Annotated in this window: 19 protein-coding genes; 3 read left to right on the top strand and 16 right to left on the bottom strand. The window is 62.6% G+C overall.

The window, feature by feature from the left end; genetic code table 11:
* Position 1: 1 nt before the first annotated feature.
* The gene (locus tag ACIQUB_RS02925; RefSeq protein ID WP_113239102.1) at positions 2-382 is read right to left on the bottom strand and encodes a helix-turn-helix domain-containing protein; all 381 of its coding nucleotides are present in this window, start codon (positions 380-382) and stop codon (positions 2-4) included.
* Positions 379-678: a type II toxin-antitoxin system HigB family toxin gene (locus ACIQUB_RS02920; protein ID WP_113239101.1), complete on the bottom strand. Its 300-nt coding sequence runs from the start codon at positions 676-678 to the stop codon at positions 379-381. Before ACIQUB_RS02920 ends, ACIQUB_RS02925 begins: the two co-directional genes overlap by 4 nt.
* A 290-nt stretch (positions 679-968) precedes the next feature.
* Between ACIQUB_RS02920 and ACIQUB_RS02915 the strand changes: the two genes are divergently transcribed.
* Positions 969-1,502: a GNAT family N-acetyltransferase gene (locus tag ACIQUB_RS02915; RefSeq protein ID WP_402928641.1), complete on the top strand. Its 534-nt coding sequence runs from the start codon at positions 969-971 to the stop codon at positions 1,500-1,502.
* 52 nt (positions 1,503-1,554) lie between these two features.
* Here ACIQUB_RS02915 and ligA read toward each other — a convergent pair whose 3' ends face one another.
* The 8 genes from ligA to ACIQUB_RS02875 all read right to left on the bottom strand — a co-directional run bounded on the left by ligA (position 1,555) and on the right by ACIQUB_RS02875 (position 12,877).
* The gene (gene ligA / locus ACIQUB_RS02910) at positions 1,555-3,717 is read right to left on the bottom strand and encodes an NAD-dependent DNA ligase LigA (RefSeq protein WP_113239099.1); all 2,163 of its coding nucleotides are present in this window, start codon (positions 3,715-3,717) and stop codon (positions 1,555-1,557) included.
* 142 nt (positions 3,718-3,859) lie between these two features.
* A complete protein-coding gene (recN, locus tag ACIQUB_RS02905; protein WP_113239098.1) occupies positions 3,860-5,533 on the bottom strand; it encodes a DNA repair protein RecN in 1,674 nt (557 codons plus the stop codon).
* A 5-nt stretch (positions 5,534-5,538) separates the two neighbouring features.
* The gene (locus tag ACIQUB_RS02900; protein WP_026282828.1) at positions 5,539-6,405 is read right to left on the bottom strand and encodes an outer membrane protein assembly factor BamD; all 867 of its coding nucleotides are present in this window, start codon (positions 6,403-6,405) and stop codon (positions 5,539-5,541) included.
* A gap of 273 nt (positions 6,406-6,678) precedes the next feature.
* Positions 6,679-7,635, bottom strand: coding sequence for a UDP-3-O-acyl-N-acetylglucosamine deacetylase (lpxC, locus tag ACIQUB_RS02895; RefSeq protein ID WP_113239097.1), 957 nt, complete (start codon positions 7,633-7,635; stop codon positions 6,679-6,681).
* Between the two features lie 288 nt (positions 7,636-7,923).
* Positions 7,924-9,645, bottom strand: coding sequence for a cell division protein FtsZ (gene ftsZ, locus ACIQUB_RS02890; RefSeq protein WP_018897576.1), 1,722 nt, complete (start codon positions 9,643-9,645; stop codon positions 7,924-7,926).
* A gap of 57 nt (positions 9,646-9,702) precedes the next feature.
* Entirely contained in the window at positions 9,703-11,034 is a 1,332-nt protein-coding gene (gene ftsA, locus ACIQUB_RS02885; RefSeq protein ID WP_402928639.1) for a cell division protein FtsA, read from the bottom strand.
* On the bottom strand, positions 11,031-11,963 hold the full coding sequence (locus ACIQUB_RS02880) for a cell division protein FtsQ/DivIB (RefSeq protein ID WP_026282827.1): 933 nt from the start codon (positions 11,961-11,963) through the stop codon (positions 11,031-11,033). The genes ftsA and ACIQUB_RS02880 overlap by 4 nt, the downstream gene beginning before the upstream one ends.
* Positions 11,951-12,877, bottom strand: a complete 927-nt coding sequence (locus ACIQUB_RS02875; protein WP_026282826.1) for a D-alanine--D-alanine ligase — start codon at positions 12,875-12,877, stop codon at positions 11,951-11,953. Before ACIQUB_RS02875 ends, ACIQUB_RS02880 begins: the two co-directional genes overlap by 13 nt.
* A gap of 500 nt (positions 12,878-13,377) precedes the next feature.
* On the opposite strand from ACIQUB_RS02875, the gene ACIQUB_RS02870 reads away from it, so the two are divergent.
* Positions 13,378-14,682 (top strand): MFS transporter, encoded by a 1,305-nt coding sequence (locus tag ACIQUB_RS02870; protein ID WP_018897572.1) that lies wholly within the window; start codon positions 13,378-13,380, stop codon positions 14,680-14,682.
* Between the two features lie 116 nt (positions 14,683-14,798).
* Complete coding sequence (locus ACIQUB_RS02865) at positions 14,799-15,896, top strand: metallophosphoesterase (RefSeq protein ID WP_113239096.1); 1,098 nt, start codon at positions 14,799-14,801, stop codon at positions 15,894-15,896.
* 47 nt (positions 15,897-15,943) lie between these two features.
* Here ACIQUB_RS02865 and murB read toward each other — a convergent pair whose 3' ends face one another.
* Genes murB through mraY form a run of 6 tightly spaced genes read right to left on the bottom strand, consistent with a single transcriptional unit; the run spans position 15,944 to position 23,140 of the window.
* The gene (gene murB, locus ACIQUB_RS02860; protein WP_113010349.1) at positions 15,944-16,918 is read right to left on the bottom strand and encodes a UDP-N-acetylmuramate dehydrogenase; all 975 of its coding nucleotides are present in this window, start codon (positions 16,916-16,918) and stop codon (positions 15,944-15,946) included.
* Positions 16,915-18,330 carry a UDP-N-acetylmuramate--L-alanine ligase gene (gene murC, locus ACIQUB_RS02855; protein ID WP_018897569.1) on the bottom strand — a complete coding sequence of 472 codons (1,416 nt, stop codon included), beginning with the start codon at positions 18,328-18,330 and terminating at the stop codon, positions 16,915-16,917. Before murC ends, murB begins: the two co-directional genes overlap by 4 nt.
* Positions 18,327-19,457: an undecaprenyldiphospho-muramoylpentapeptide beta-N-acetylglucosaminyltransferase gene (gene murG / locus ACIQUB_RS02850; protein WP_018897568.1), complete on the bottom strand. Its 1,131-nt coding sequence runs from the start codon at positions 19,455-19,457 to the stop codon at positions 18,327-18,329. The genes murC and murG overlap by 4 nt, the downstream gene beginning before the upstream one ends.
* A 6-nt stretch (positions 19,458-19,463) precedes the next feature.
* Positions 19,464-20,618, bottom strand: coding sequence for a putative lipid II flippase FtsW (ftsW, locus tag ACIQUB_RS02845; protein ID WP_026282825.1), 1,155 nt, complete (start codon positions 20,616-20,618; stop codon positions 19,464-19,466).
* A 1-nt stretch (position 20,619) separates the two neighbouring features.
* The gene (murD, locus tag ACIQUB_RS02840) at positions 20,620-22,032 is read right to left on the bottom strand and encodes a UDP-N-acetylmuramoyl-L-alanine--D-glutamate ligase (RefSeq protein ID WP_113239095.1); all 1,413 of its coding nucleotides are present in this window, start codon (positions 22,030-22,032) and stop codon (positions 20,620-20,622) included.
* Positions 22,033-22,039: 7 nt separating this feature from the next.
* Positions 22,040-23,140, bottom strand: coding sequence for a phospho-N-acetylmuramoyl-pentapeptide-transferase (mraY, locus tag ACIQUB_RS02835; RefSeq protein ID WP_047505803.1), 1,101 nt, complete (start codon positions 23,138-23,140; stop codon positions 22,040-22,042).
* Positions 23,141-23,161: the final 21 nt, after the last annotated feature.

Genomic DNA, 23,161 nt, shown 5'->3' with positions numbered 1-23,161 from the left:
GTCAGGCGACGGCGAGAGCATAAGGGCGCGCAAGGTTTTCCGACGGCACGCCCCAAGCCTGGTTGAGCTTGAAGATCATCTCGACGGTCAGCGCACGCTTGCGATTGAGGATTTCCGACGCCCGGGAGCGAGAGCCGAGAATCTGCGCGAGATCCGCCTGATCCCGTCCCGTCATCTCCATGAACGCCTGGAGAAAGTCGATCGGCGGAAGATCCAGCACCGGAAAATTCCGGTTTTCATAGGCTTCGATGAGATCAGCCAGAATGTCGAAACGATCCGCTTCCGGTGTTCCGGCAGGGGGCGGATTGTCGAAATAAGGTTCGATCTCGGCCGTTGCCCAGGCAAGGTCCGCCTCGTTTTTGATGGGTCTGATAGCGTTCATCGTATCGTCTCCGGATCGATCCTGTCGTACTCGGCGTGCGTGCCGACGAATTTCACCAGCACCCGCTTGTAGCCATAGGCAACATGGACAATCAGCCGATACTTGTTGCCACCGATATCGAAGATCACCCTGTTGTCGCCGACGAAGTCGACATTGGCTCCGAACATCCTCTTGATATCGGCCGGCCCCGACCACTGCGCCTTGATGACGGTCGCGTGCCACACGCCCAGCGGTATCCTCGCCTGCGGGTGGCGCTCCCAAAATGTACGAAGCGTGGATTTGGTGATCACCTGCACATGAAGACGATATTCCCAATACGGGAACAGGTCAATATTCCAAACCCACCAGCCTCTTCGCGAGACCCGACGAGTCAAATACCCGGATGGGTTGACAAAAATGGCGACATATCGCAACCTCGCACCATGATCGCCAACGCAACCATGATGACCCTTCATATCACCACGCCCCACCAAGGGTGCGCGGGTGCTGTGCTGTGTTGAACGCATAGCGATCATCCCGAGAACCCTGCCGAGGCGAGCAGGGTTTTGGGAACCGGCTCTCCTCGTATCAACAAAGGAGAGCCAGAATGCCCAGAGATCCTGAAAATCCGCAGTCTAGTAAAGCATCACCGGCTGGAGACATCCGCGTGCGCGCCCTGCTTTCATCGGATGCCGAAGCAATCGCCGAGTTGACGAACCTTCCCGGTTTTCGCGCCGGCACGCTGCGTCTGCCCTATCCATCGGTGACCGAGGTCCGCAAGCACGCGGAGAACCCCTCGCCCGGCGCGCTGAACCTCGTCGTGACGCTCGACGACAAGATCGTCGCCAATGGGGGGCTCAACCGTTTTTCGGGACGCCGACAGCACGTCGCAAGCATCGGCATGGGCGTGCATGATGATTTCGTCGGCCGCGGTTTCGGCAGAAGGCTACTGGCGGCGATGGTCGAGGCGGCGGATGACTGGCTCGACATCAAACGCCTTGAGCTCACCGTCTACACCGACAACGAACCCGCCATCGCGCTCTACCGAAAATTCGGGTTCGAGCAGGAAGGGCTGCTGAAATCCTTCGGGTATCGCGCCGGCGAGTATGTCGACGCTTATGCCATGGGTCGGTTGCGATGAGTGCTCGGTGGTCGGCAATCAACCGATCACCGTCTACCAGACACCTGAAACCTTACCCACCAATCAACGCCAGCCACTCATCCTCGTCCATCGTCTGGACGCCGAGTTCTTTTGCCTTGTCGAGCTTCGATCCGGCGCCGGGGCCGGCCACCAGGAAGTCGGTTTTCTTCGAGACCGAGCCGGCGACCTTGGCGCCGAGGCTTTCGGCGCGCGCCTTGGCCTCGTCGCGGGTGAATTTTTCCAGGCTGCCGGTGAAGACGACGGTCTTGCCGGCGACGGGGCTGTCGGAAGCGGCGATCTGCTCGGCGGCCTCGGGCGTCACCTCGTCCAGCAGGCGGCCGACGACGTCGAGATTGCGCGGCTCCTTGTAGAACTCGACGATGGCGCGGGCGACGATCTCGCCGATACCCTCGACATTGTTCAGGTCCTGCCACGCGTCACCGCTAAGTGACGACGCTTCTTTCATCGCGGTCTCGAAAGCCTCGTAGGTGCCGTAATGACGGGCGAGCAGCTTGGCGGTGGTCTCGCCGACATGGCGGATGCCGAGCGCGTAGATGAAGCGGTTGAGCGCGATCGAGCGGCGCTCGTCGATGGCGTCGAACAGCTTCTTGACGCTCACCTTGCCGAAGCCGTCGATATTCTCGAGCTTGGTGAGCGTCGAGGCCTCCTGCCGCTTCTTCAGCGTGAAGATATCGGGCGCCGTGCGGATCTTCAGCGCCTCGTCCTCGCTCTCGAAGAAGAAATCGACCTGCTTGGTCCCAAAGCCCTCGATGTCGAAGGCGTTGCGCGAGACGAAATGCTTAAGGTGCTCGGTCGCCTGCGCGCGGCAGACGAAGCCGCCGGTGCAGCGGGTGACGGAATCGAGCTTGCCGGTCTTCTCGTTGCGCTCGCGCACCGCATGCGACCCACAGACCGGACACGTCTTCGGAAACACATAAGCCTCCGCCCCCGCCGGCCGCTTCTCCATCACCACGTCGAGCACCTGCGGAATGACGTCACCCGCCCGCTGCACGATGACGGTATCGCCGATGCGGATATCGTGATCGTCCTCGCGGATGCGCTCGCCGGAATTGCCGATGCCCTTGATGTAATCCTCGTTGTGCAGCGTCGCATTGGTGACGACGACGCCGCCGACGGTGACAGGCGTCAGCCGCGCCACCGGCGTCAGCGCGCCGGTGCGGCCGACCTGGATGTCGATGTTTTCAACGGTCGTGAACGCCTGCTCGGCCGGGAATTTGTGGGCGGTGGCCCAGCGCGGACTGCGCGAGCGAAAGCCGAGGCGCTGCTGCAGGTCGAGACGATCGACCTTGTAGACCACGCCGTCGATATCGTAGTCGAGATCGGGACGCTGAAGGCCGATCTCGCGGTAATGCCCAAGAATGTCCTCGACCGAGGAAAGCCGCTTCATCAGCGGATTGATGGGAAAACCCCATTTTCCGAAGGTCTCGACCATGCCCATCTGCGTATCCGATGGCATCTCGGAGATCTCGCCCCAGGCATAGGCGAAGAAGCGCAGCTTACGGCTCTCCGTCACCTTGGCGTCGAGCTGGCGCAGCGACCCCGCCGCCGTGTTGCGTGGGTTGACATAGGTCTGCTTGCCCTCGGCCTCCATCTGCGCGTTGAGCGCAAGGAAATCGCTCTTGGCCATATAGACCTCGCCGCGCACCTCGACGATATCGGGCGCGTCCGCAGGCAGCGTGTTCGGGATCTGCTTGATGGTCTTCACGTTCGCCGTGACGTTCTCGCCCGTGGTGCCGTCGCCGCGGGTCGCGGCACTCACCAGCTTGCGGTTCTCGTAGCGGATCGACATCGACAGGCCGTCGATCTTCGGCTCGGCGGTGAACGCGATGGAGCCGTCGGGGAGCTGCCCGAGGAAGCGATAGACCGAGCCGATGAAGTCCTGCACGTCCTCGTCGGAAAACGTGTTGTCGAGCGACAGCATCGGCCGCGAATGGGTGATCTGCGCGAAGGTGGGAAGCGGGGCTGCTCCGACACGGCGCGACGGGCTGTCGTCGCGGATGAGTTCGGGAAAGCGCTGTTCGATCGCATCGTTGCGCCGCTTAAGCGCATCGTATTCGGCATCCGAAATCGCCGGCTGGTCCTTGCCATGATAGAGCTCGTCATTGCTGGCGATCTCGGCCGCCAGAAAGGCAAGCTCTGCGGCGGCCTGATCTTCGCTCAGGGTTTCGACAGGCGTTTGGTTGGCGGCGGACATGGCAGACTCCCTTTGAGGAGTCGTTTTCTAGAGCAATTCTCGCCGAGGAAAAAGCGCCGCTTTCTGGTTGTCAGCAACTGGTTGCAGATCGATCCAATGATTAACTGGACGCACCGTCACTGCCGACGCTCTCGCCCGCGACCTACTCGCCCGCCGTCAACAACCGCTTGGCGGCCGCCCTCGCCTCTTCGGTCACGGAAGCGCCGGCCAGCATGCGGGCGATTTCCTCGGTGCGGTCGTGCGGCTCCATCGTCGCCACGCGGGTGGCGATCTTTTCGGATCCTTCCGAAGCCGGTCCCTTGGAAATCAGGAGATGCGTCGCAGCCCGTGCCGCCACTTGCGGTGCGTGGGTGACGGAGAGCACCTGCACCTTGGCCGACAGCCGCTTCAGCCGCTGGCCGATCGCATCGGCGACGGCACCGCCGACGCCCGTGTCGATTTCGTCGAAAACAAGCGTCGGCGCCGAGCCGCGATCGGCAAGCGCCACCTTGAGCGCCAGCAGGAAGCGCGAGAGCTCGCCGCCGGATGCGACTTTCATGATCGAGCCGGGGCGTGTGCCCGGATTGGTCTGGACGTGGAATTCGACGACGTCGATCCCCTCGGCCGCAGCCTCTTCCGGATTGGAGGCGATCTCCACCATGAAGCGGGCGCGCTCGAGCTTCAGTGCCGGAAGTTCGGCCATGACGGCTGCGGCAAGCGCCTCGCCGGCTTGGTGACGCTTGGCCGACACCACCTGCGCGGCCGCCTCATAGGCGACCTTCGCGACGCCGACCTCGGCCTCGAGCTTGGCAAGCTTCTCTTCGCCGGCATCGAGATCGGCCAGATCGTTGCTCATGCGGATCGCAAGCGCCGGCAGCTCGGTGACCGGCACCGAATATTTGCGCGAGGCGCCGCGCAGCGCGAAAAGGCGTTCCTCGACGCGCTCGAGTTCCTTCGGATCGTATTCCGTCTTGCGCAACGCTGCTTCGACTTCCATCTGCGCGTTGGAGAGCTGGTCGAGTGCCGCATCAAGCAGCGCCACGGTGTCTTCAAGCAGGCCTGGCGCCTCATGGCTCTTGCGCTCCAGCCGGCGCACCAGCGAGGCGATATGGGGCACGGGCGAGGCATTGCCGTTGAGGAATTCGGAGGCCTCGGCGATATCGCCGGCGATCCGCTCGGCCTTCATCATCTTCTGGCGGCGTTCGGCGAGTTCGTCCTCTTCGCCGTCCTGCGGTGCCAGCTTGTCGAGCTCTTCGACGGAGGAGCGAATGTAATCCGCCTCGCGCGCCGCCGCCTCGACCTTCTCGCGGTGCTTCTTCAGCGTCCGCTCGGTATCGCGCCAGACGCGGTAGAGCTGCGAAACGCCGGCCACCTCGTCGGCGATGCCGGCGAAGGCGTCGAGCAGGATACGGTGGGCGTGGGTGTCGACCAGCGCGCGGTCATCGTGCTGTCCGTGGATCTCGACCAGCATCTGGCCGGCCTGGCGCATCAGCTGCACGCTGAGCGGCTGGTCGTTGACATAGGCCTTGGTGCGGCCATCGGCGCTCTGCACGCGGCGGAAGATCAGGTCGCCGTCATCGTCGATGCCGTTGTCGCGCAGCAGCACGCGCGCCCGGTGGTCGGGGCCGACGTCGAAAACGGCCGTCACCTGCCCCTTGTCCTCACCATGGCGGACAAGACCGCCATCGCCGCGCCCGCCAAGGGCGAGCGACAGGCTGTCGAGCAGGATGGATTTGCCGGCGCCGGTCTCCCCCGTCAGAACGGAGAGACCCGCCTCGAAGGCAAGATCCAGCCGCTCGATCAGGACGATATCGCGGATCGAAAGCTGGATCAGCATCGGCTTTAAGTACCGAGGAGTTTCTTGCCGGCTTGCGAAATCCACGAGCCCTGATTTTCACGCGGCTCTGCGCCGTTGCTCTTCAGCAGCTTGTAGGAATCCGCGTACCACTGGCTGTCGGGGTAGTTGTGGCCGAGAACGGCGGCTGCCGTCTGGGCTTCCTCGACGATACCCATCGCGTAATAGGCCTCGACCAGACGCGCTAGCGCCTCTTCGACCTGGTTCGTGTTCGGATACTTCTCGACGACGATACGGAAGCGCGAGATGGCGGCAAGGTATTCCTTGCGCTCCATGTAGTAGCGGCCGATCTGCATTTCCTTGCCGGCGAGCTGGTCGCGGGCAAAGCGGATCTTCGCCTGCGCGTCGTCCACATATTCGGAGTCTGGATAGTTGTCGATCACGGCCTGCATGGCCTCGACGGTTCTGGACGCGGCACGCTGGTCCTGCGTCACGTCGACGATCTGCTTGGAATAGGTAAGACCGATCAGGTACTGCACATAGGCGGCATCCTTCGACTTCGGATACTGCGCCATGTAGCGGTTGCCCGAGGCCAGCGCTTCGTCGAGGCGGCCCTGACGGTACTTGACGAAGGTGCTCATCACAAGACCCTTGCGGGCCCATTCCGAGAACGGATTTTCGCGGTCGATCGAATCGAACTTGCGCGCGGCTTCCGCCATGTTGCCGGCCTTCATGTTGGCCAGACCCTGATTGTAGAGAACATCAGGCGGATCGCTCTGCAGGCCGAGCTTGGTAATATCGATATCGGGGTCCGACTGGCATCCGGAAATCAAGGCACCTGCGCTCAGCACCAGGAGCGATGCGAACAAAGCACGCGCTGTCTTCATCATACTTTCAGACCCTGCATAACCCATCGGAACATCCCAAGAGCCGCCATCCCTCAACGGCAGCCACGCCTCGCTGGCGTTTCTAGCCATAAATGCATGGCCAGAGCAACGCATTGATGATGCATTAACGCATTTTTGTGGCGGCCCTTCCCATAATCGTCTGTTTTGTCCGGATAATCCCCGAATAAACCCATCTAAATATCTGCCGCGAAAGATCTATCGGGAATCACGCTTGGCTGTTGCACATAAAGAAACCGCCTCCCGAAGGAGGCGGCCCTGGCCTAAAGAATGCGACGGAGGTCAAGCCGACCAGGGAGCAAATTCAGGAGCGTTGACGCGGATGAAATCGCGCGGGGCAACACGCTGGCGCGGTGCCGATGTCTCAACCACTTCATAGGCGGTCGGATCGCTGAGCAGCGCCTTCAGCGCATTGGCGTTCATCTTGTGACCGCCGCGATAGGAACGGTAGCAGCCAATGAACGGAGCGCCGGCAAGCGCCAGGTCGCCGACGGCGTCGAGCGTCTTGTGACGCACGAATTCGTCCTTGGCGTAGCGCAGGCCTTCGACGTTGATGACGGTGTGATCGTCGGAGATGACGACCGAGTTTTCCAGCGACGAGCCGAGCGCGTGGCCCGAGGCCCAGAGACGTTCGACGTCACGCATGAAGCCGAAGGTGCGGGCGCGCGACAGTTCCGACTTGAAGGTGGCGGCGGTCATGTCGCCTTCCCACTTCTGGCGGCCGATCAGCGGCGTATCGAAATCGATCTCGACTTCGAAGCGCATGCCGTCATAGGGACGAAACTCGCTCCAGGAGCCGCCATGCTCGATGCGAACCGGCTTGGTGATGCGGATGTAGCGGCGCTTGACGCCGAGCGATACAAGACCCACCTGCTCGATGGCGTCGATGAACGGCATCGAGCTGCCATCCATGATCGGCATTTCGGCGCCGTCGACTTCGATGACGACGTTGTCGAGGCCAAGCGCGTAGACGGCGGCCATCACATGTTCGATCGTCGCGACGGAGCGCGCCGGAGAAAAGCCGAGAACGGTGCACAGGTCGGTATTGCCGACCTGCGAGGAAACAGCGCGGAGCTCGGTGACTTCGCCGTTGTCATGCATGCGATTGAATACGACACCAGTGTCGGCTTCAGCGGGGTTGAAGGTAATCGAAACGTCGGCACCCGAATGAACGCCGATCCCCGAAAGAGTGACCGGACGCGATACCGTCGTTTGAAAACCCAACATGCCAATAACCATCAATCTTGCCTTTATTATCCCTGGCGATCCGCTGCGACCCGTATGCCGAAACTCATCCGCCAAGGCTTATTCTCTCCATCGCGGTGCTGCGTCAAGGCGCACGTAGACGGTTTGTCAGCCCATACATACGTGTGCCCGCGCTGCAATCCAAATCACTGTTTCTTTCGCATTGTTACGAAAGCATGCATTTGAAATCACAAGGCAATCAGGCGCAAATCGGAGTGCCTGATACAACAATGCCCGGGAGCGAACTCCCGGGCTGTTGCGTGGCGATTCTGCGTGTCTTTATCAGTTCGACTGGCGGCGAAGGAAGGCCGGAATTTCGAGCTGATCGTCTTCCTGCATCATGCGGGCCTGCGGTACTGCACGGCCCTGATCATCCAGGTTTCCGCGACGCGGAGCATAAAGGCTCGCTTCCGGAGACAGCGGGCGGCGCTGCTGCGAGGACGCTGCCGGAGCCGACGTCATCTCAGGAGCGACTTCCTCTTCGCGGCGACCAAGCGAGTTGGTGATGCGCTTCAGAAGGCCCATCGGGCCGCGCTCTTCATGCGCATGCGACACCGGTGCCGGCTGCGAACGATGATCGATCTCGGCCTGAACGACCGGCGGGAAATCCTCGACCTTGGGCATGCGGACCGGCTGCTGCTGCATGACAGGAGCAGGCTGCTGCATGACCGGCGCCGGCTGATGCATCACAGGCTGCGGAGCCGGCTGCTGCATCACGGGTGCCTGCTGCTGGACCGGAGCCGGACGGATGATCGGTGCGGCTTCCGGAGCTGCGAAGATCTTGCTCGCCGGGCGGAAGGTTTCCTGCGGAGCGGGCTGCTGGTGAACCGGGGCAGCCGCGCGCGGAGCGTGGATGTCGAGTTCGCGTTCCATTTCGGCTTCGGCCATGCGGATGGTCTGCGCGATCTGGTCGGCCTTCGGTGCCTGCTGCATGACAGGGGCAGGCTGGACTGCGGCCGGAGCCGGAGCAACGGCCGCCGAAGGACGGATAATCGGCTTCTGGACCGGCTGGAAGGTCTTGCCGGCGTCCTGGTTCATCGCGCGGTCGATGCCGGTGGCGACGACGGAAACGCGGATGATGCCTTCAAGCGATTCGTCGAAGGTCGCGCCGAGGATGATGTTCGCATCCGGATCGACTTCTTCGCGGATACGGGTTGCCGCTTCGTCGACTTCGAAGAGGGTGAGGTCGCGACCGCCGGTGATGGAGATCAGCAGGCCCTGTGCGCCCTTCATCGAGGTTTCGTCGAGCAGCGGGTTTGCGATCGCGGCTTCCGCAGCCTGCATCGCGCGGCCCTGGCCGGAAGCCTCGCCGGTACCCATCATCGCGCGGCCCATTTCGCGCATGACCGAACGGACGTCGGCGAAGTCGAGGTTGATGAGACCTTCCTTCACCATCAGGTCGGTGATGCAGGCAACGCCCGAGTAGAGAACCTGATCGGCCATCGCGAATGCGTCGGCGAAGGTCGTCTTGTCGTTTGCGATCCGGAACAGGTTCTGGTTCGGAATGACGATCAGCGTGTCGACCGACTTCTGCAGTTCCTGGATGCCCGCTTCGGCCAGACGCATGCGGCGGCCGCCTTCGAAGTGGAACGGCTTGGTCACGACGCCAACCGTCAGGATGCCCTTGTTGCGTGCAGCCTGTGCAACAACGGGAGCCGCACCGGTGCCGGTGCCGCCGCCCATGCCGGCGGTGACGAAGCACATGTGGGTGCCGTTCAGGTGATCGACGATTTCGTCGATGCATTCTTCAGCAGCTGCACGGCCGACTTCCGGCTGCGAACCCGCGCCGAGACCTTCGGTGACGCTGGCGCCGAGCTGGATGATGCGCTCTGCCTTGGTCATCGTCAGTGCCTGGGCATCCGTGTTGGCAACGACGAAGTCGACGCCCTGGAGACCAGCGGAGATCATGTTGTTGACAGCGTTGCCACCGCCACCGCCGACGCCGAACACGGTGATGCGCGGCTTCAGCTCAGTGATATCTGGCGTATGCAGCTTGATAGTCATGGTACCCGTTCCTTCTCTTTATGGCCGCATCGCCACGCCGGCCAATTCACTCAATTTCTAGAAGCTTTCCTTCAGCCACTGGCCCATCCGGGCGAAGCGGCTGCTATTTCCGCCAAGCGACATGAGCAGACCGCTCTGTGACGCATGTGTTTCCTGGTCCGCAACCTGCGGATAGATCATCAGGCCGACCGCCGTCGAAAAGGCCGGACCCTTGGCAGCGGTCGGGAGACCCGAGACGCCCATCGGGCGGCCGATGCGGACGTTGCGGGCAAGGATCTTGCGGGCAACGTCGGCAAGGCCGGTCAGCTGGCTTGCGCCGCCTGTCAGCACGACGCGCTTGCCGACGATCGGGCTGAAGCCCGAGCGCTGGATGCGGTCGCGAATGAGTTCCATCGTCTCCTCGATACGGGCACTGACGATCCGCGACACCAGTGCGCGCGGCACCTGCGTCGGCAGATCGCGGTCGTCCTCGCCGATCGGCGGGATCGAGATCAGCTCGCGCTCATCGGAAGAGTTCCCCATGGCCGAGGCATGAACCACCTTCAGACGCTCCGCATCCTCGATGCGGGTCGAAAGGCCACGGGCCAGATCGGTAGTGACATGATGACCGCCGAGACCGACGGCATCCGTGTGCACCAGCTTGCCTTCGGCAAAGACCGAGATCGTCGTCGTGCCGCCGCCCATGTCGATGGCAGCGCATCCGAGTTCGACTTCGTCGTCGACCAGAGCGGCGAGACCGGAAGCGTAAGGCGTCGCAACAATGCCTTCGACAGAAAGGTGCGCGCGGTTGACGCTGAGCTCGAGGTTCTTCAGAGCCGTGCGCTCTGCGGTCACGACATGCATGTCGACGCCGAGAACATCACCGTACATGGACAAGGGATCGCGAATGCCGCGTTCGCCGTCGAGCGAGAAACCGGTGGCCAGCGAGTGCAGCACGGCGCGATCCTGGCGCAGCGACTGCTGGCAGGCTGCCGCCAGAACCTTCTTCAGATCGTTCAGTTCGACTTCCTGGCCGCCGAGATCGATGGTGGCGGTGTAGATGTCGCTGGTGAGGCGTCCGGCCGCCAGGTTGACGATCAGGCTCTCGACAGTGAGGCCCGCCATGCGCTCGGCTGCATCGACCGCGAGGCGGATGACGCTTTCGAGCGCATCGAGATCCGAGATCGCGCCGGTCTTGATACCGCGCGAACGCTGATGGCCGATGCCGATGATTTCGATGTTATGCGTGCGACCGGGGAGGATCTGGCTCTCCTCGCGCGGCGTCAGCCGGCCGATCATGCAGACGACTTTCGTCGAACCGATGTCGAGCACGGAAACGACGTGCGACCGCTTGGACGAAAGCGGCTTCAGGCGCGGCAATCCAAAATGGGACGAACCGAACAAGCTCATATATTCTGCCCCGCCTTCTTCAAATCCTTGGTGCGCTGATCGAGAACAAGCTGACGGCGCTCCATGGCTTCAGGCGTCAGTTGGATGGCCATACGGTCGGAGAGGCGGAGATCGACGGCCGCGATATCGCGATCGAGAAGCGCCTGTTCGCCGTTGAATTTCGAAAGGCGCGCCAGCGCCTGGTCGACATCGTCTTCCGGCAACTTGACGACGACGCCGTTGTCCATGTGCAGATCCCAGCGACGGCCGGAGACCCAGACATAGGCCTTCACGCGCGCCTTGATATCGGGCCACTTGGAGAACTCGTCTGCGAGCGAAGCGGCAGCCACTTCGGCGCCGCGGCCAACGACCAGCGGAAGCTGCGAAAACTTGTTGTCGCGAAGCGGCGCGATGACCGCCCCACCCTTTTCGACCAGCGAGAGCTCAGCGCCATGCTGCCAGATCGCGTAGGCTTCACGCTCCTTGAGCTTCACCTCGATCGTCTTCGGATAAACCTTGCGGACTTCGACGCTCTCGACCCAGGGGAGCTTCGCGATCTTCTGGCGCGCCGCATCCACATCGAGCGCCACGAGCGAGGTCGTGCCGTCGAGACCGATCAACTGAAGGATATCGATTTCGGAGGTCTCGGAGTTGCCGGACACCTTCACGTCCTCGACGGCAAAGCCAGCGGCAGCCGTCGTCGCCTGGGCGACAACTTCCGTGTGACCACCCAGAGACATGCCGTAGAAACCCGTCGCGGCGAAGAACGCCAGCGCCGATACAGTGCCCGTATGAGCAGGAATGTAGATGCGGCCACTACCGAGACTCACAAGGAAGCGGACGACGCGACGCAGAGGCCGCGGCAGCACCATGCGCCCATCGCCTTCAGCATAGGAAGGCTCGGCTTGATGGCTTGGGCGCCCCATCCTTTTGACCGTTACCGAGAACAAGAAGCGTCCTCCACCATCCAACGAAGAAATTCACCAAACGAGTAGCCGGCATGACCGGCCATTTCGGGCACAAGCGAGGTTGGAGTCATGCCTGGCTGAGTATTGATCTCCAGCCAGATGATTTCGCCGTCTTCGGAGAAGCGATCGTCGTACCGAAAATCCGACCGACTCACTCCACGGCAACCAATTGCTTGATGCGCCCTTAGGGACAATGATTGTATTTTTTGGTAAATATTCGGTGAAATTTTCGCCGGAATGACGTGTTTCGAACCACCGGCCACATACTTGGAATCATAGTCGTAGAAGCTGTGACCCTGCGGAACGATCTCGGTCACACCCAGCACCTGATCGCCCATGACGCCGCAGGTGAGCTCGCGACCATGCACGTAGCGCTCGACGAGAACCTCCTCGCCATACCGCCATTCGGCCGAGCCGATGATCTGTGGCGGACGCGACTGGTCCTCCTGAACGATGACGACGCCGAAGCTTGAACCCTCGCGTACCGGCTTCACCACATAAGGCGGCTTCATCGGATGCTCGGCGGGGAAAGCGAAGCGGTTGATCACCTGCGACTGCGCGACAGGAATGCCGGCGGCGGCCGCGACACCCTTTGCCTTGCTCTTGTCCATGGCAAGTGCTGAGGCCAGAACGCCGGAGTGGGTATAGGGAATTTCGAGGTATTCCAGGATACCCTGGATCAGCCCATCCTCGCCGAACGGCCCATGCAGGGCGTTGAACGCCACATCGGGACGGAGGGCGGACAGCTTGGCGGAGACGTCGCGATCGACATCGATACGGGTCACCTGGAAGCCTTCAGCCTCGAGAGCATCCGCGCACGCCGCCCCGGACGAAAGGCTGACAGGCCTCTCCGAGGAAAATCCGCCCATAAGGACAGCGACATGCTTGCGACTCATAGATACCCCCAAAATAATCCGTACTTTGCATTCCAAGGCTTGCACCAAGCTGGCTTTCTTCCGAATCTGGCTCGCCTGGCGCACGTGTATTAGAGCGTCATTATGGTTAACGAAGCGTTTACTTTTGTTAACTTCTTCCCCGAACAGTCATGAATTGCGACAGTCGGGCTCGACCGTCGAAACGCGAAAACCCCGCAGCGCCAAGCGCTACGGCCGATATGTCAAAGCGAAACAAAAAGTTTAAGCGATCGTGCCATGCAAGGCTCCGAACGCAGGCCGCTTCCAGATTTGCGCAAACGCAAATCCGACTTCCCACCGCGCCTGCAACCACTGGAAACAGACGCCGAAGCGCGGTTGAGCGCCTGACTTTCCGGCTGAAAAAGCAAGCACCCTAGTTTTTGTCGGTTTATTGCGCGATTAACGTTTGCGCCGAACTAAAATTGCGTTATGAGCCCCTAGCCTCCCAAAGGCATACAACCGAAATCCCGATTGGAATGAAAATGTCAGACGCGATATCTCCAGTATCGCCGACATCAGCTTCATCGAACAGTGCACCGCTCAACTCGCCGGCACGCGTTCTGATCGCAAGCGTCGTCGGCACCACCATCGAATTCTTCGACTTCTACGTATACGCGACAGCCGCCGTGCTGGTCTTCCCGACGCTGTTCTTCCCGAACAGCGATCCGACGACCGCGCTGCTCGCCTCCTTCGCGACCTTCTCCATCGCCTTCTTCGCCCGCCCGCTTGGCGCCGTGGTCTTCGGCCACTTCGGCGACAGGATCGGCCGCAAGACGACGCTGGTCGCAGCCCTGCTGACGATGGGTATCTCCACCGTCATCATCGGCCTGCTCCCCTCTTATGAATCGATCGGCGTTCTCGCGCCTCTGCTTCTCGCGCTTTGCCGTTTCGGCCAGGGCTTCGGCCTCGGCGGCGAATGGGGCGGCGCGGTGCTTCTGGCGACGGAAAACGCGCCTGAGGGCAAGCGCAGCTGGTACGGCATGTTCCCGCAGCTTGGCGCACCGCTCGGCCTCTTCCTGTCCTCGGGCATCTTCTGGGTGCTGTTGCAGTTCATGCCGCAGGAACAGCTGCTGGCCTGGGGCTGGCGCGTACCCTTCATCGCCTCGATCGTCCTGATCGTCATCGGCCTGTGGGTTCGCCTGTCGATCACCGAAACGCCTGACTTCCAGAAGGCCATCGACAAGAAGGAGCGCGTTGCCGTTCCTGTTGCCGAAGTCTTCCGCAAGCACAAGCGCAGCCTGTTCCTCGGCACCTTCGTGGCGCTCGCCACCTTCGTGCTGTTCTACATCGGCTCGGCCTACCTGCTCTCCTACAACGTCAAGGTCTTGAAGATCCCGTTCCTCGACGCGCTCGAGATCCAGATCGTCGGCTCGATCTCCTTCGGCATCTTCATCCCGATCATCGGCAAGCTCGCCGAGCGCTTCGGCCGCCGCGAAATGCTGATCCTGACGACCGTCCTGATCGGCCTGTTCTCCTTCCTGCTCCCCGGCCTGATGGCTGGCGGCGAAGGCAGCATCCTGGTCTTCGCGATCGTCGCCATGGCGCTGATGGGCATGACCTACGGCCTGATCGGAACGGCGCTCGCAGCCCCCTTCCCGACCGCCGTGCGCTACACCGGCTCCTCGATCACCTTCAACCTCGCAGGCATCTTCGGCGCATCGCTCGCGCCCTATATCGCCACCTGGCTGCAGGCGAACTACGGCATGCTCTACGTCGGCTACTATCTCGGCCTTTCCGCCGTCATCACGCTAATCTGCATCCTGGCCTCGGGCCGCGACGAAGTCTGATCGGTCCATTCTTGAACATGCGAGGCCGCGACGGGAAACCGCCGCGGCCTTTTTCGTTGTTGTCTGTTAACGCCCTGCCACTATTTTCGACGCGATCAATAGCCGGGGAGAGACGAATGCTGACACGACGATCGCTGCTGACGCATGGCCTGGGCGCCGGCCTATCACTATCTCTACCGCCCCTCGCCCGCGCCGCCGGCGTCCCCGATACCGACGTCACCTTCCTCGTCATCAACGACATCCACGCCTGCCGTATTGGCGATGGCCTCAGCCCCAATTGCGAGGCCGAGGGCAAGACCGACGCCAACCTGCTGCGCCACATCAGGGCGCTCAACAACATCCACCACCAGACATGGCCGGAAGCGATATCGGGCAAACCAACCGGCTTTGCTCTTGCGGGCCAGCGGATCGCCAAGCCGCAGGGCGTCATCGTCTGCGGCGACGTCACCGACGACGGCGGCGGCCAGATGGCGGAGTTCGCGGAGGGGTCGCAGCTCCTGCAATTCTCGCACCGCTATCAGCAGGGACCGGGCGCCGACCACATCCACTTCCCCGTCTATGTCGGCCTCGGCAACCACGATCTCGATCAGGATGGACATCCGCCGCAGGTCGACTGGTACCGCGACGAGCTGCGCGACTACGTGCAGCTGAACCACAAGCCGAGCGTCTTCTTCAAACCGGTCGTGCCGGTCGACAATTACGACGAAGCCTCCGACAATTACTCCTGGAACTGGGGCGGGCTGCACCTCATCCAGGCGCAGCGCTATGGCGGCGACAACACCAAGGGCACCGCCAACAGTCTGGAATGGATGAAGCGGGATCTCGCTGCCTATGCCGCCGACGGCCGCCCGGTCGTGATCTTCCAGCACTATGGATGGGACAAGTTCTCGCTCGAACGCTGGGACCCGGAAAAAAGCACCTTCACCGTTGAGGGCAGCGGCGCGCCGCATTGGTGGGGTGAATCAGAACGTCAGCAACTGCTCGCAACCCTTCAAGGTTACAACGTAATCGGCATTTTCCACGGCCACGAGCACGACACGCGGATGGCCTATCAGGCCGGCGGTATTGACGTCTTCAAGGCCCGCGCCGCCTTCATGGGCGGCTTCAGCCTCGTGCGTATCAAGGGGAATGTGATGGATGTGGCGATCGGCGACGCCAGCGACGATGTCGGCGGGGTGACCTTCACCACCGCCTTCACCAAACGTTTCGGCTAAGGCACATCGCGGTGCCGCAACTGCGCGGCACCGACAGGCTTAAAAGCTTACTCGCTCGTCACGCCCTGGAACGGACGCACTTCGCGGCCCGGCATGAACAGGCCCAGGCGCTTGATCTCCCATTCCAGCTTGATGCCGGAATGCTCGAACACCTCGCGGCGAACCTGCTCGCCGAGATATTCGAGATCGTAGCCGGTCGCCTGGCCGTTGTTGATCATGAAGTTGCAATGCAAGGACGACATCTGCGCGCCGCCGATGACGAGACCGCGGCATCCCGCTTCGTCGATCAGCTTCCACGCGGAGTGGCCTTCCGGGTTCTTGAAGGTCGAACCGCCGGTCTTCTCGCGGATCGGCTGCACCGTCTCGCGATGGCTGCGTACGGCATCCATGTCGGCACGAATCTTGGCGCGGTCCTCGGCATAGCCCTCGAACAGCACCGAGGTGAAAATCAGGTCGCTGGCGGCCGACGAATGGCGATACTCATAGCCCATGTCGGCATTTGACAGCACGTGCTTGTTGCCCTTGCGGTCGATCGCGGTCACCTCGACGACGCGATCACGCGTCTCGCCGCCATTGGCGCCGGCGTTCATGCGCGCGGCGCCGCCGATGCTGCCGGGAATGCCGTAGTAGAAGTGAAAACCGCCGATGCCGTTATCCATCGCCATGGCCGCGACATGCTTGTCCGGGCAGATGGCGCCGGCGCGCACACGGTTTTCGCCCGCGAGCTCAACCGAGCCGAAGCCCTTGGCGGAAAGACGCAAAACCACGCCGGGAATGCCGCCGTCGCGCACCAGAATGTTCGAGCCGACGCCGACCACGGTCATCGGCACGTCCTCGGGCAGGATCTTCAGGAATGCGATCAGATCTTCTTCGTCGTGTGGCTGGAACATCAGTTCCGCAAGGCCACCGGCATGGAACCAGGTGACGCGGTCCATCGGCGCATCCGGTGTAATCCTCCCGCGGATGTCCTTTACACCGTCGCCCAGCGACGCAAGAAGCTTTTGCCCATTCACCTGTTTCATGCGGATCTACCCGAAAGGCCTTCCAGTTGCTTGGGCAGTGCTGCCGCCCAATAAGTGATACTCCCAGCCCCCAACAGAACCACGAAATCGCCTGGCTTTGCAATCTCTGCGACCATTTCAGGCAACAACTCGGGAGAGGCGAGGAAGCGCGCATCGCGATGCCCGCCCGATTTGATCAGCGAAACAAGCGCTTCGGCGTTGGCGCCCTCGATCGGCTCTTCGCCTGCGGCGTAGACCGGCGCCAGGAAAATGCTGTCCGCATCGTTGAAGCAGGCGGCGAACTCCTCGAACAAGCTCGCCAGGCGCGAATAGCGGTGCGGCTGGTGCACGGCGATGACGCGGCCCTTGCACGCCTCGCGCGCCGCCTTCAGCACGGCCTTGATCTCGACCGGATGGTGACCGTAATCGTCGAAGATCTGCACGCCGTTCCATTCGCCGGTCAGCGTGAAGCGACGCTTGACGCCACCGAAGGAGGCAAGCCCCTTGGCGATATCCTCGCTCGACATGCCCAGGCGATTGGCGACCGCGATGGCCGCGGTCGCATTCGACACATTGTGGCGGCCGGGCATCGGCAGAACGAGATTGTCGAGCTTGATGACCTGACCGGTCCGGCGGCGTCGGATTTCGACGTCGAAGGTCGAGCGCGCGCCGTCGATGCGCACGTTCATGAAGCGCACGTCGGCCTGCGGGTTCTCGCCATAGGTCACGACCTTGCGGTCCTCGATACGGCCGACCAGCGCCTGCACTTCGGGGTGATCGAGGCACATGACGCCGAAGCCGTAGAACGGCACGTTCTCGACGAACTGGCGGAACGCGGCGCGTACGGCGTCGAAATTGCCGTAGTGGTCGAGATGCTCGGGATCGATATTGGTGACGACGGCGACGTCGGCCGGAAGCTTCAGGAAGGTGCCGTCCGATTCGTCGGCCTCCACCACCATCCACTCGCCCTCGCCCATGCGGGCATTGGTGCCGTAGGCATTGATGATGCCGCCATTGATGACCGTCGGGTCGAGCCCGCCGGCTTCGAGCAACGTCGCGACCATCGAGGTGGTCGTCGTCTTGCCGTGCGTGCCGCCGATCGCGATCGCATTGCGGAAGCGCATCAGCTCGGCCAGCATTTCGGCGCGGCGCACCACGGGCAGCAGCTTTTCGCGGGCGGCGATGAGCTCGGGATTGTCCTTCTTGATCGCGGTCGAAACGACGACGACCTCGGCATCGCCAAGGTTCTCGGCCTTGTGGCCGACGAAAACCTCGATACCCTTGTCGCGCAAGCGCTGGACGTTGGCGCTATCGGCCTGGTCGGATCCCTGGACGCGATGGCCGAGATTGTGCAGCACCTCGGCGATCCCGCTCATGCCGATACCGCCGATGCCGATGAAATGGACGAGGCCGATGGCCTTCGGCATTTTCATGCGCTTTTCCCCTTGAACTCTGCAATTGTACGTCCCGCCGCAATAGCCTCTACCATGTCGGCAAGCAAGTTCGCGGCATCAGGTTTACCCGCCTGCTTGGCGGCAGCGGCCATCCGCGCCAGCTTTTCCGGGTCGTTCATCGTGTGCGTCAGGATCGAGGCGATCTTCTCGGACGAGAGTTCGGCCTGCACGATCACCTTGGCGCCGCCGGTCGCTGCGAGCGACGCGGCATTGGCCGCCTGGTCGTGGTCGAGCGCATGCGGATAAGGCACCAGGATCGCCGGACGGCCGATCACCGAGATCTCGGAAACCGTCGAAGCGCCCGAGCGGCAGATCACCAGATGCGCCTTGGCCAAGCGTTCGGCCATGTCGGTGAAGAAGGGAGCGATGTCGGACGCAGCGCCCATCTGAAGCTTGGCGACGCAATCGCCGACCATGCCCATATCCTCGGGACGGACCTGCTGTGTGATCCGGAGCCGCGCACGCAGATCGTCGTCGAGCAGGCTGATTGCCGTCGGCATCGCCTTGGAGAAATACTGCGCGCCCTGGCTGCCGCCGAAGACGACGAGATTGAACGGCTCGCCGGCATGCGACGGCGTATAGGGTGTCTTCGCCGCCTCGATTACGGCCGGACGCACCGGATTGCCCGTCGTCACCGTCTTCTCGGGGAAGGCACCGCCATTCTCGGGCAGGAAGCCACCGGCGATCGCCTTGACGCGATTGGCCAGCGCCTTGTTGGCGCGGCCCATCACGGCGTTCTGTTCGTGGATCATGGTCGGCACGCCGAGACGCGTTGCGGCGAGCAGCGGCGGCACTGTCGGATAGCCACCGAAGCCGACGACCACGACAGGCTTCAACCGCCCGATCAGGCGCTTGGCCGCCCGCATGCCGCTCCACAGCGTCCACAGCGAACGCGCAACCGCAACCGGGTTCTTCGAGGCGATCGTCGCCGACGGCACGACATGGATCTCGTCGGCCGGGAATTTGCCGGCATAGCGCTCCGCCCGGCTGTCCGTCACCAGATGCACGGAATAGCCGCGTTCCTTCAGCTTGTAGGCCAGGGCCTCCGCCGGAAACACGTGGCCGCCGGTTCCCCCGGCGGCAAGCAGAACGATGCCTTTGCTCATATAGTCTTACTCCGCCGGAATGCCGTGCGCGACGCGAAACAGGCTCCGCTCCTGCGCACGCTTTTCCGGTCTGTGGCGCGTCAGCGCGAGAATGAACCCGGCCGTGACGCAGATGGCGACCATCGACGAACCGCCGTAGGAAATCAGCGGCAGGGTCATGCCCTTCGCCGGCAGCAGCTCGAGATTGACGCCCACGTTGATGATGGATTGTATGCCGATCTGCAGCACGAGGCCAGCGACGGCGAAACGGTTGAAGTCGTTGCGCTCCTTGTAGGCATGCGACAGACCGCGCAGCACGAGCGCCGAAAACAGCAAGACCAGAGCGATGCAGAAGATGATGCCGAACTCCTCGGCCGCGACCGAGAAGATGAAGTCGGTATGCGCGTCCGGGATGATGCGCTTGACGATGCCCTCGCCCGGACCCTGGCCGAACCAGTCGCCACGGATGATCGCTTCGCGCGCCGTATCGATCTGGAACGTGTCGCCTTCGCCGGTCATGAACTTGTCGATACGCAGCGCCACGTGCGGGAAGACGTAATAGGCGCTGACGAGACCGCCGACGCCACCGGCGCCGAGCACGATGATCCAAAGCCACGGCATGCCGGCCATGAAAAACATGCCGCCCCACACCGCTGTCGTCAGGATGGTCTGACCAAGGTCGGGCTGCGCCACGAGAAGCGCCGCGACCATGCCGAAGAGGATGATGGCGAAGAGATTGCCCGGGATTTCCGGCTGGCGCGCATGCTCGGCAAACAGCCAGGCGCAGACGACCACGAAGGCGGGCTTCATGAACTCCGACGGCTGGATCGAGATGCCGGCGAGCGTCACCCAACGGCGGGAACCCTTGACCTCGACGCCGAAGAACAGCGCGAGCAGCATCATCGCGATCGCCACGATCAGGAGAAGGATCGCGGTGCGGCGCACCTGCCGCGGCGTCAGGAACGACAGGCCGATCATGACCGCCAGCGACGGAATCATGAAGGCCGCGTGGCGCTTGACGAAGTGGAACGGCTCCAGCCCGATGCGCTCGGCCACCGCCGGCGATGCGGCAAACGACAGCATGAAGCCGATGCCCATCAGGAAGATGAACATCGCCAGGAAGAACCGGTCGATGGTCCAGAACCAATCGGCCAATGCCCCGCGTTCCGCACGACTTACCATGTCACTTCTCTCCTGTTGCCGAACCGATCAGCATGGTGATTCCGTCGAGCGCTGCCACATGGCTCACAAATGCATCGCCCCTGACTTCGAAGTTCTTATATTGGTCGAAGCTTGCGCAAGCCGGTGCTAACATGACCGCCAATGGCCCGCTTTCGTCCTTGCCCGCATCCTCGGCCGCATGCGCGACCGCCTGGTCCAGCGTTCCCGAGATCTCGTAAGGCACCGCCTCGCCGAGCGTGGCCGCGAATTCCGCGGCTGCCTCGCCGATCAGATAGGCCTTGGCGATGCGCGGGAAGAACGGCGCAAGCGTCGTGATCCCGCCCGCCTTGGGCAGGCCGCCGGCAATCCAGTAGATGCGGTCGTAGCTCGATAGAGCCGGTGCCGCCGCATCGGCATTGGTTGCCTTGGAATCGTTGACGAACACCACATTGCCGCGCCGGCCGACCGGCTGCATGCGATGCTTCAGCCCCGGGAAGGACGCGAGGCCCGCGCGAATATCCTCGACCGAGACGCCGGCCGCAAGGCAGGCGGCGACGGCAGCCGCCGCGTTCTGCGCATTGTGGCTGCCGCGCAGCGTCGGGATACCGTCGAGATCGGCGATCGGCAGGGCGGCACCCGCCTGCGCCTGGATGAGCTTCGTACCCTCGGCATAGATGCCGTCGGCGAGCACATGGCGGCGCGAGATACGCGTGACCTTGCCGCCTGCCCGCTCGATGCGGTCGGCGATCATCTCGCAATGGCTGTCGTCGACGCCGACGATGGCGACGTCGCTGCCCGCGACCAGCCGCTCCTTGACGTCGGCATAGTGCTGCATCGTGCCGTGGCGGTCGAGATGATCAGGCGTGAGGTTGAGCAGGATGCCGGCCGACGGATTGAGCGTCGGCGCGAGATCGATCTGGTAGGACGAGCACTCGACGACGTAGAACCGTCCGGCTTTCGGCGGCTCCAGCGTCAGCACCGCCGTCCCGATATTTCCACCAAGCTGCGTGTCGCGGCCGCTCGACTTCAGGATATGGGCGATCAGCGCGGTGGTGGTGGATTTTCCGTTGGTGCCGGTGATGGCGATGAACGGCGCATCGGGCGCGTGCGCCCGGCGCTCGCGCACGAAGAGCTCGACATCGCCGACGATATCAACGCCGGCGGCGCGCGCCAGATCGACCGTCCAGTGCGGCTTCGGATGCGTGAGCGGCACGCCCGGCGACAGCACGAACAGCGACTGCGCGTTCCAGTCAATCGTCCTGAGATCGGCGGTGTGGATCCCCTCGGCCGCGGCCTTGGTCACGCTGTCGGGATTGTCGTCCCACGCCGTCACCTCCGCGCCCCCAAGGATCAGGGCGCGCGCCGTGGCGAAGCCGGAACCGCCGAGCCCGAAGAGCGCGACTTTTTTTCCAGAGAGCGTGGTGACCGGGATCATGATCGTCTTACCGCAGCTTCAGCGTCGAGAGGCCGAGCATGGCAAGGCCGACGGCGATGATCCAGAAGCGGATCACGACCTGGCTTTCGGTCCAGCCCTTCTTCTCGAAATGGTGGTGGATCGGCGCCATCAGGAAGACGCGGCGTCCGGTCATCTTGAAGAAGCCGACCTGGATGATGACCGACAGCGTTTCCATGACGAACAGGCCGCCGATGATCGCCATGACGATCTCGTGCTTGGTGGCGACGGCAACCGTGCCGATCGTGCCGCCGAGTGCTAGCGAACCGGTGTCGCCCATGAAGATAGCGGCGGGCGGCGCGTTGAACCACAGGAAGCCGAGGCCGGCGCCGATGACAGCGCCGAGAACGACGGAGAGTTCGCCCGTGCCGGGCACGAAGTTGATCTGCAGGTAGTTCGCGAAGACGGCATTACCGGCGAGATAGGCGATGACGCCGAAAGAGGCCGCCGCGATCATTACAGGCACGATGGCGAGACCGTCGAGACCATCCGTCAGGTTTACCGCATTGCCGGCGCCGACGATGACGAAGCCGCCGAAGACCACGAACATGATGCCGAGGTTGATCAGGAAGTCCTTGAAGAACGGGAACGCGATCGACGAACCGAAGGTCGAGCCGGCAGGGCCGGAAGCCAGCGACGCCCGCATCATGAAATAGACGGCAATACCGGCGATGACGAACTCGATGCCGAGCCGCGCCTTGCCGGAGAAGCCCTTGTGGCTCTGCTTGCTGACCTTCAGATAGTCGTCATAGAAGCCGATCGCGCCGAAGCCGAGCGTGACGAGAAGCGTCGCCACGACATAGACGTTCGACAGATCCGCCCACAGAAGCGACGAACCGACGATGCCGGCCAGGATCATCAGGCCGCCCATGGTCGGCGTACCGGCCTTCTTGAAGTGCGTCTGCGGTCCGTCGGCGCGGATCGGCTGACCCTTGCCCTGGCGGATGCGCAGCGAATTGATGATCATCGGCCCGAACAGGAAAACGATCAGCGCGGAGGTGAAGAGAGAGGCGCCCGTGCGGAACGTAATGTATCTGAACAGGTTCAGAAATTTCAGGTGTTCCGACAGTTCGACTAGCCAAATCAGCATTCAGGGCCCCTTGTTTACCCG

This window comes from Rhizobium sp. NPDC090275 (genome assembly GCF_044772225.1).
GTDB lineage: Bacteria > Pseudomonadota > Alphaproteobacteria > Rhizobiales > Rhizobiaceae > Rhizobium.
This window is presented reverse-complemented; position numbering and strand designations above follow the sequence as displayed.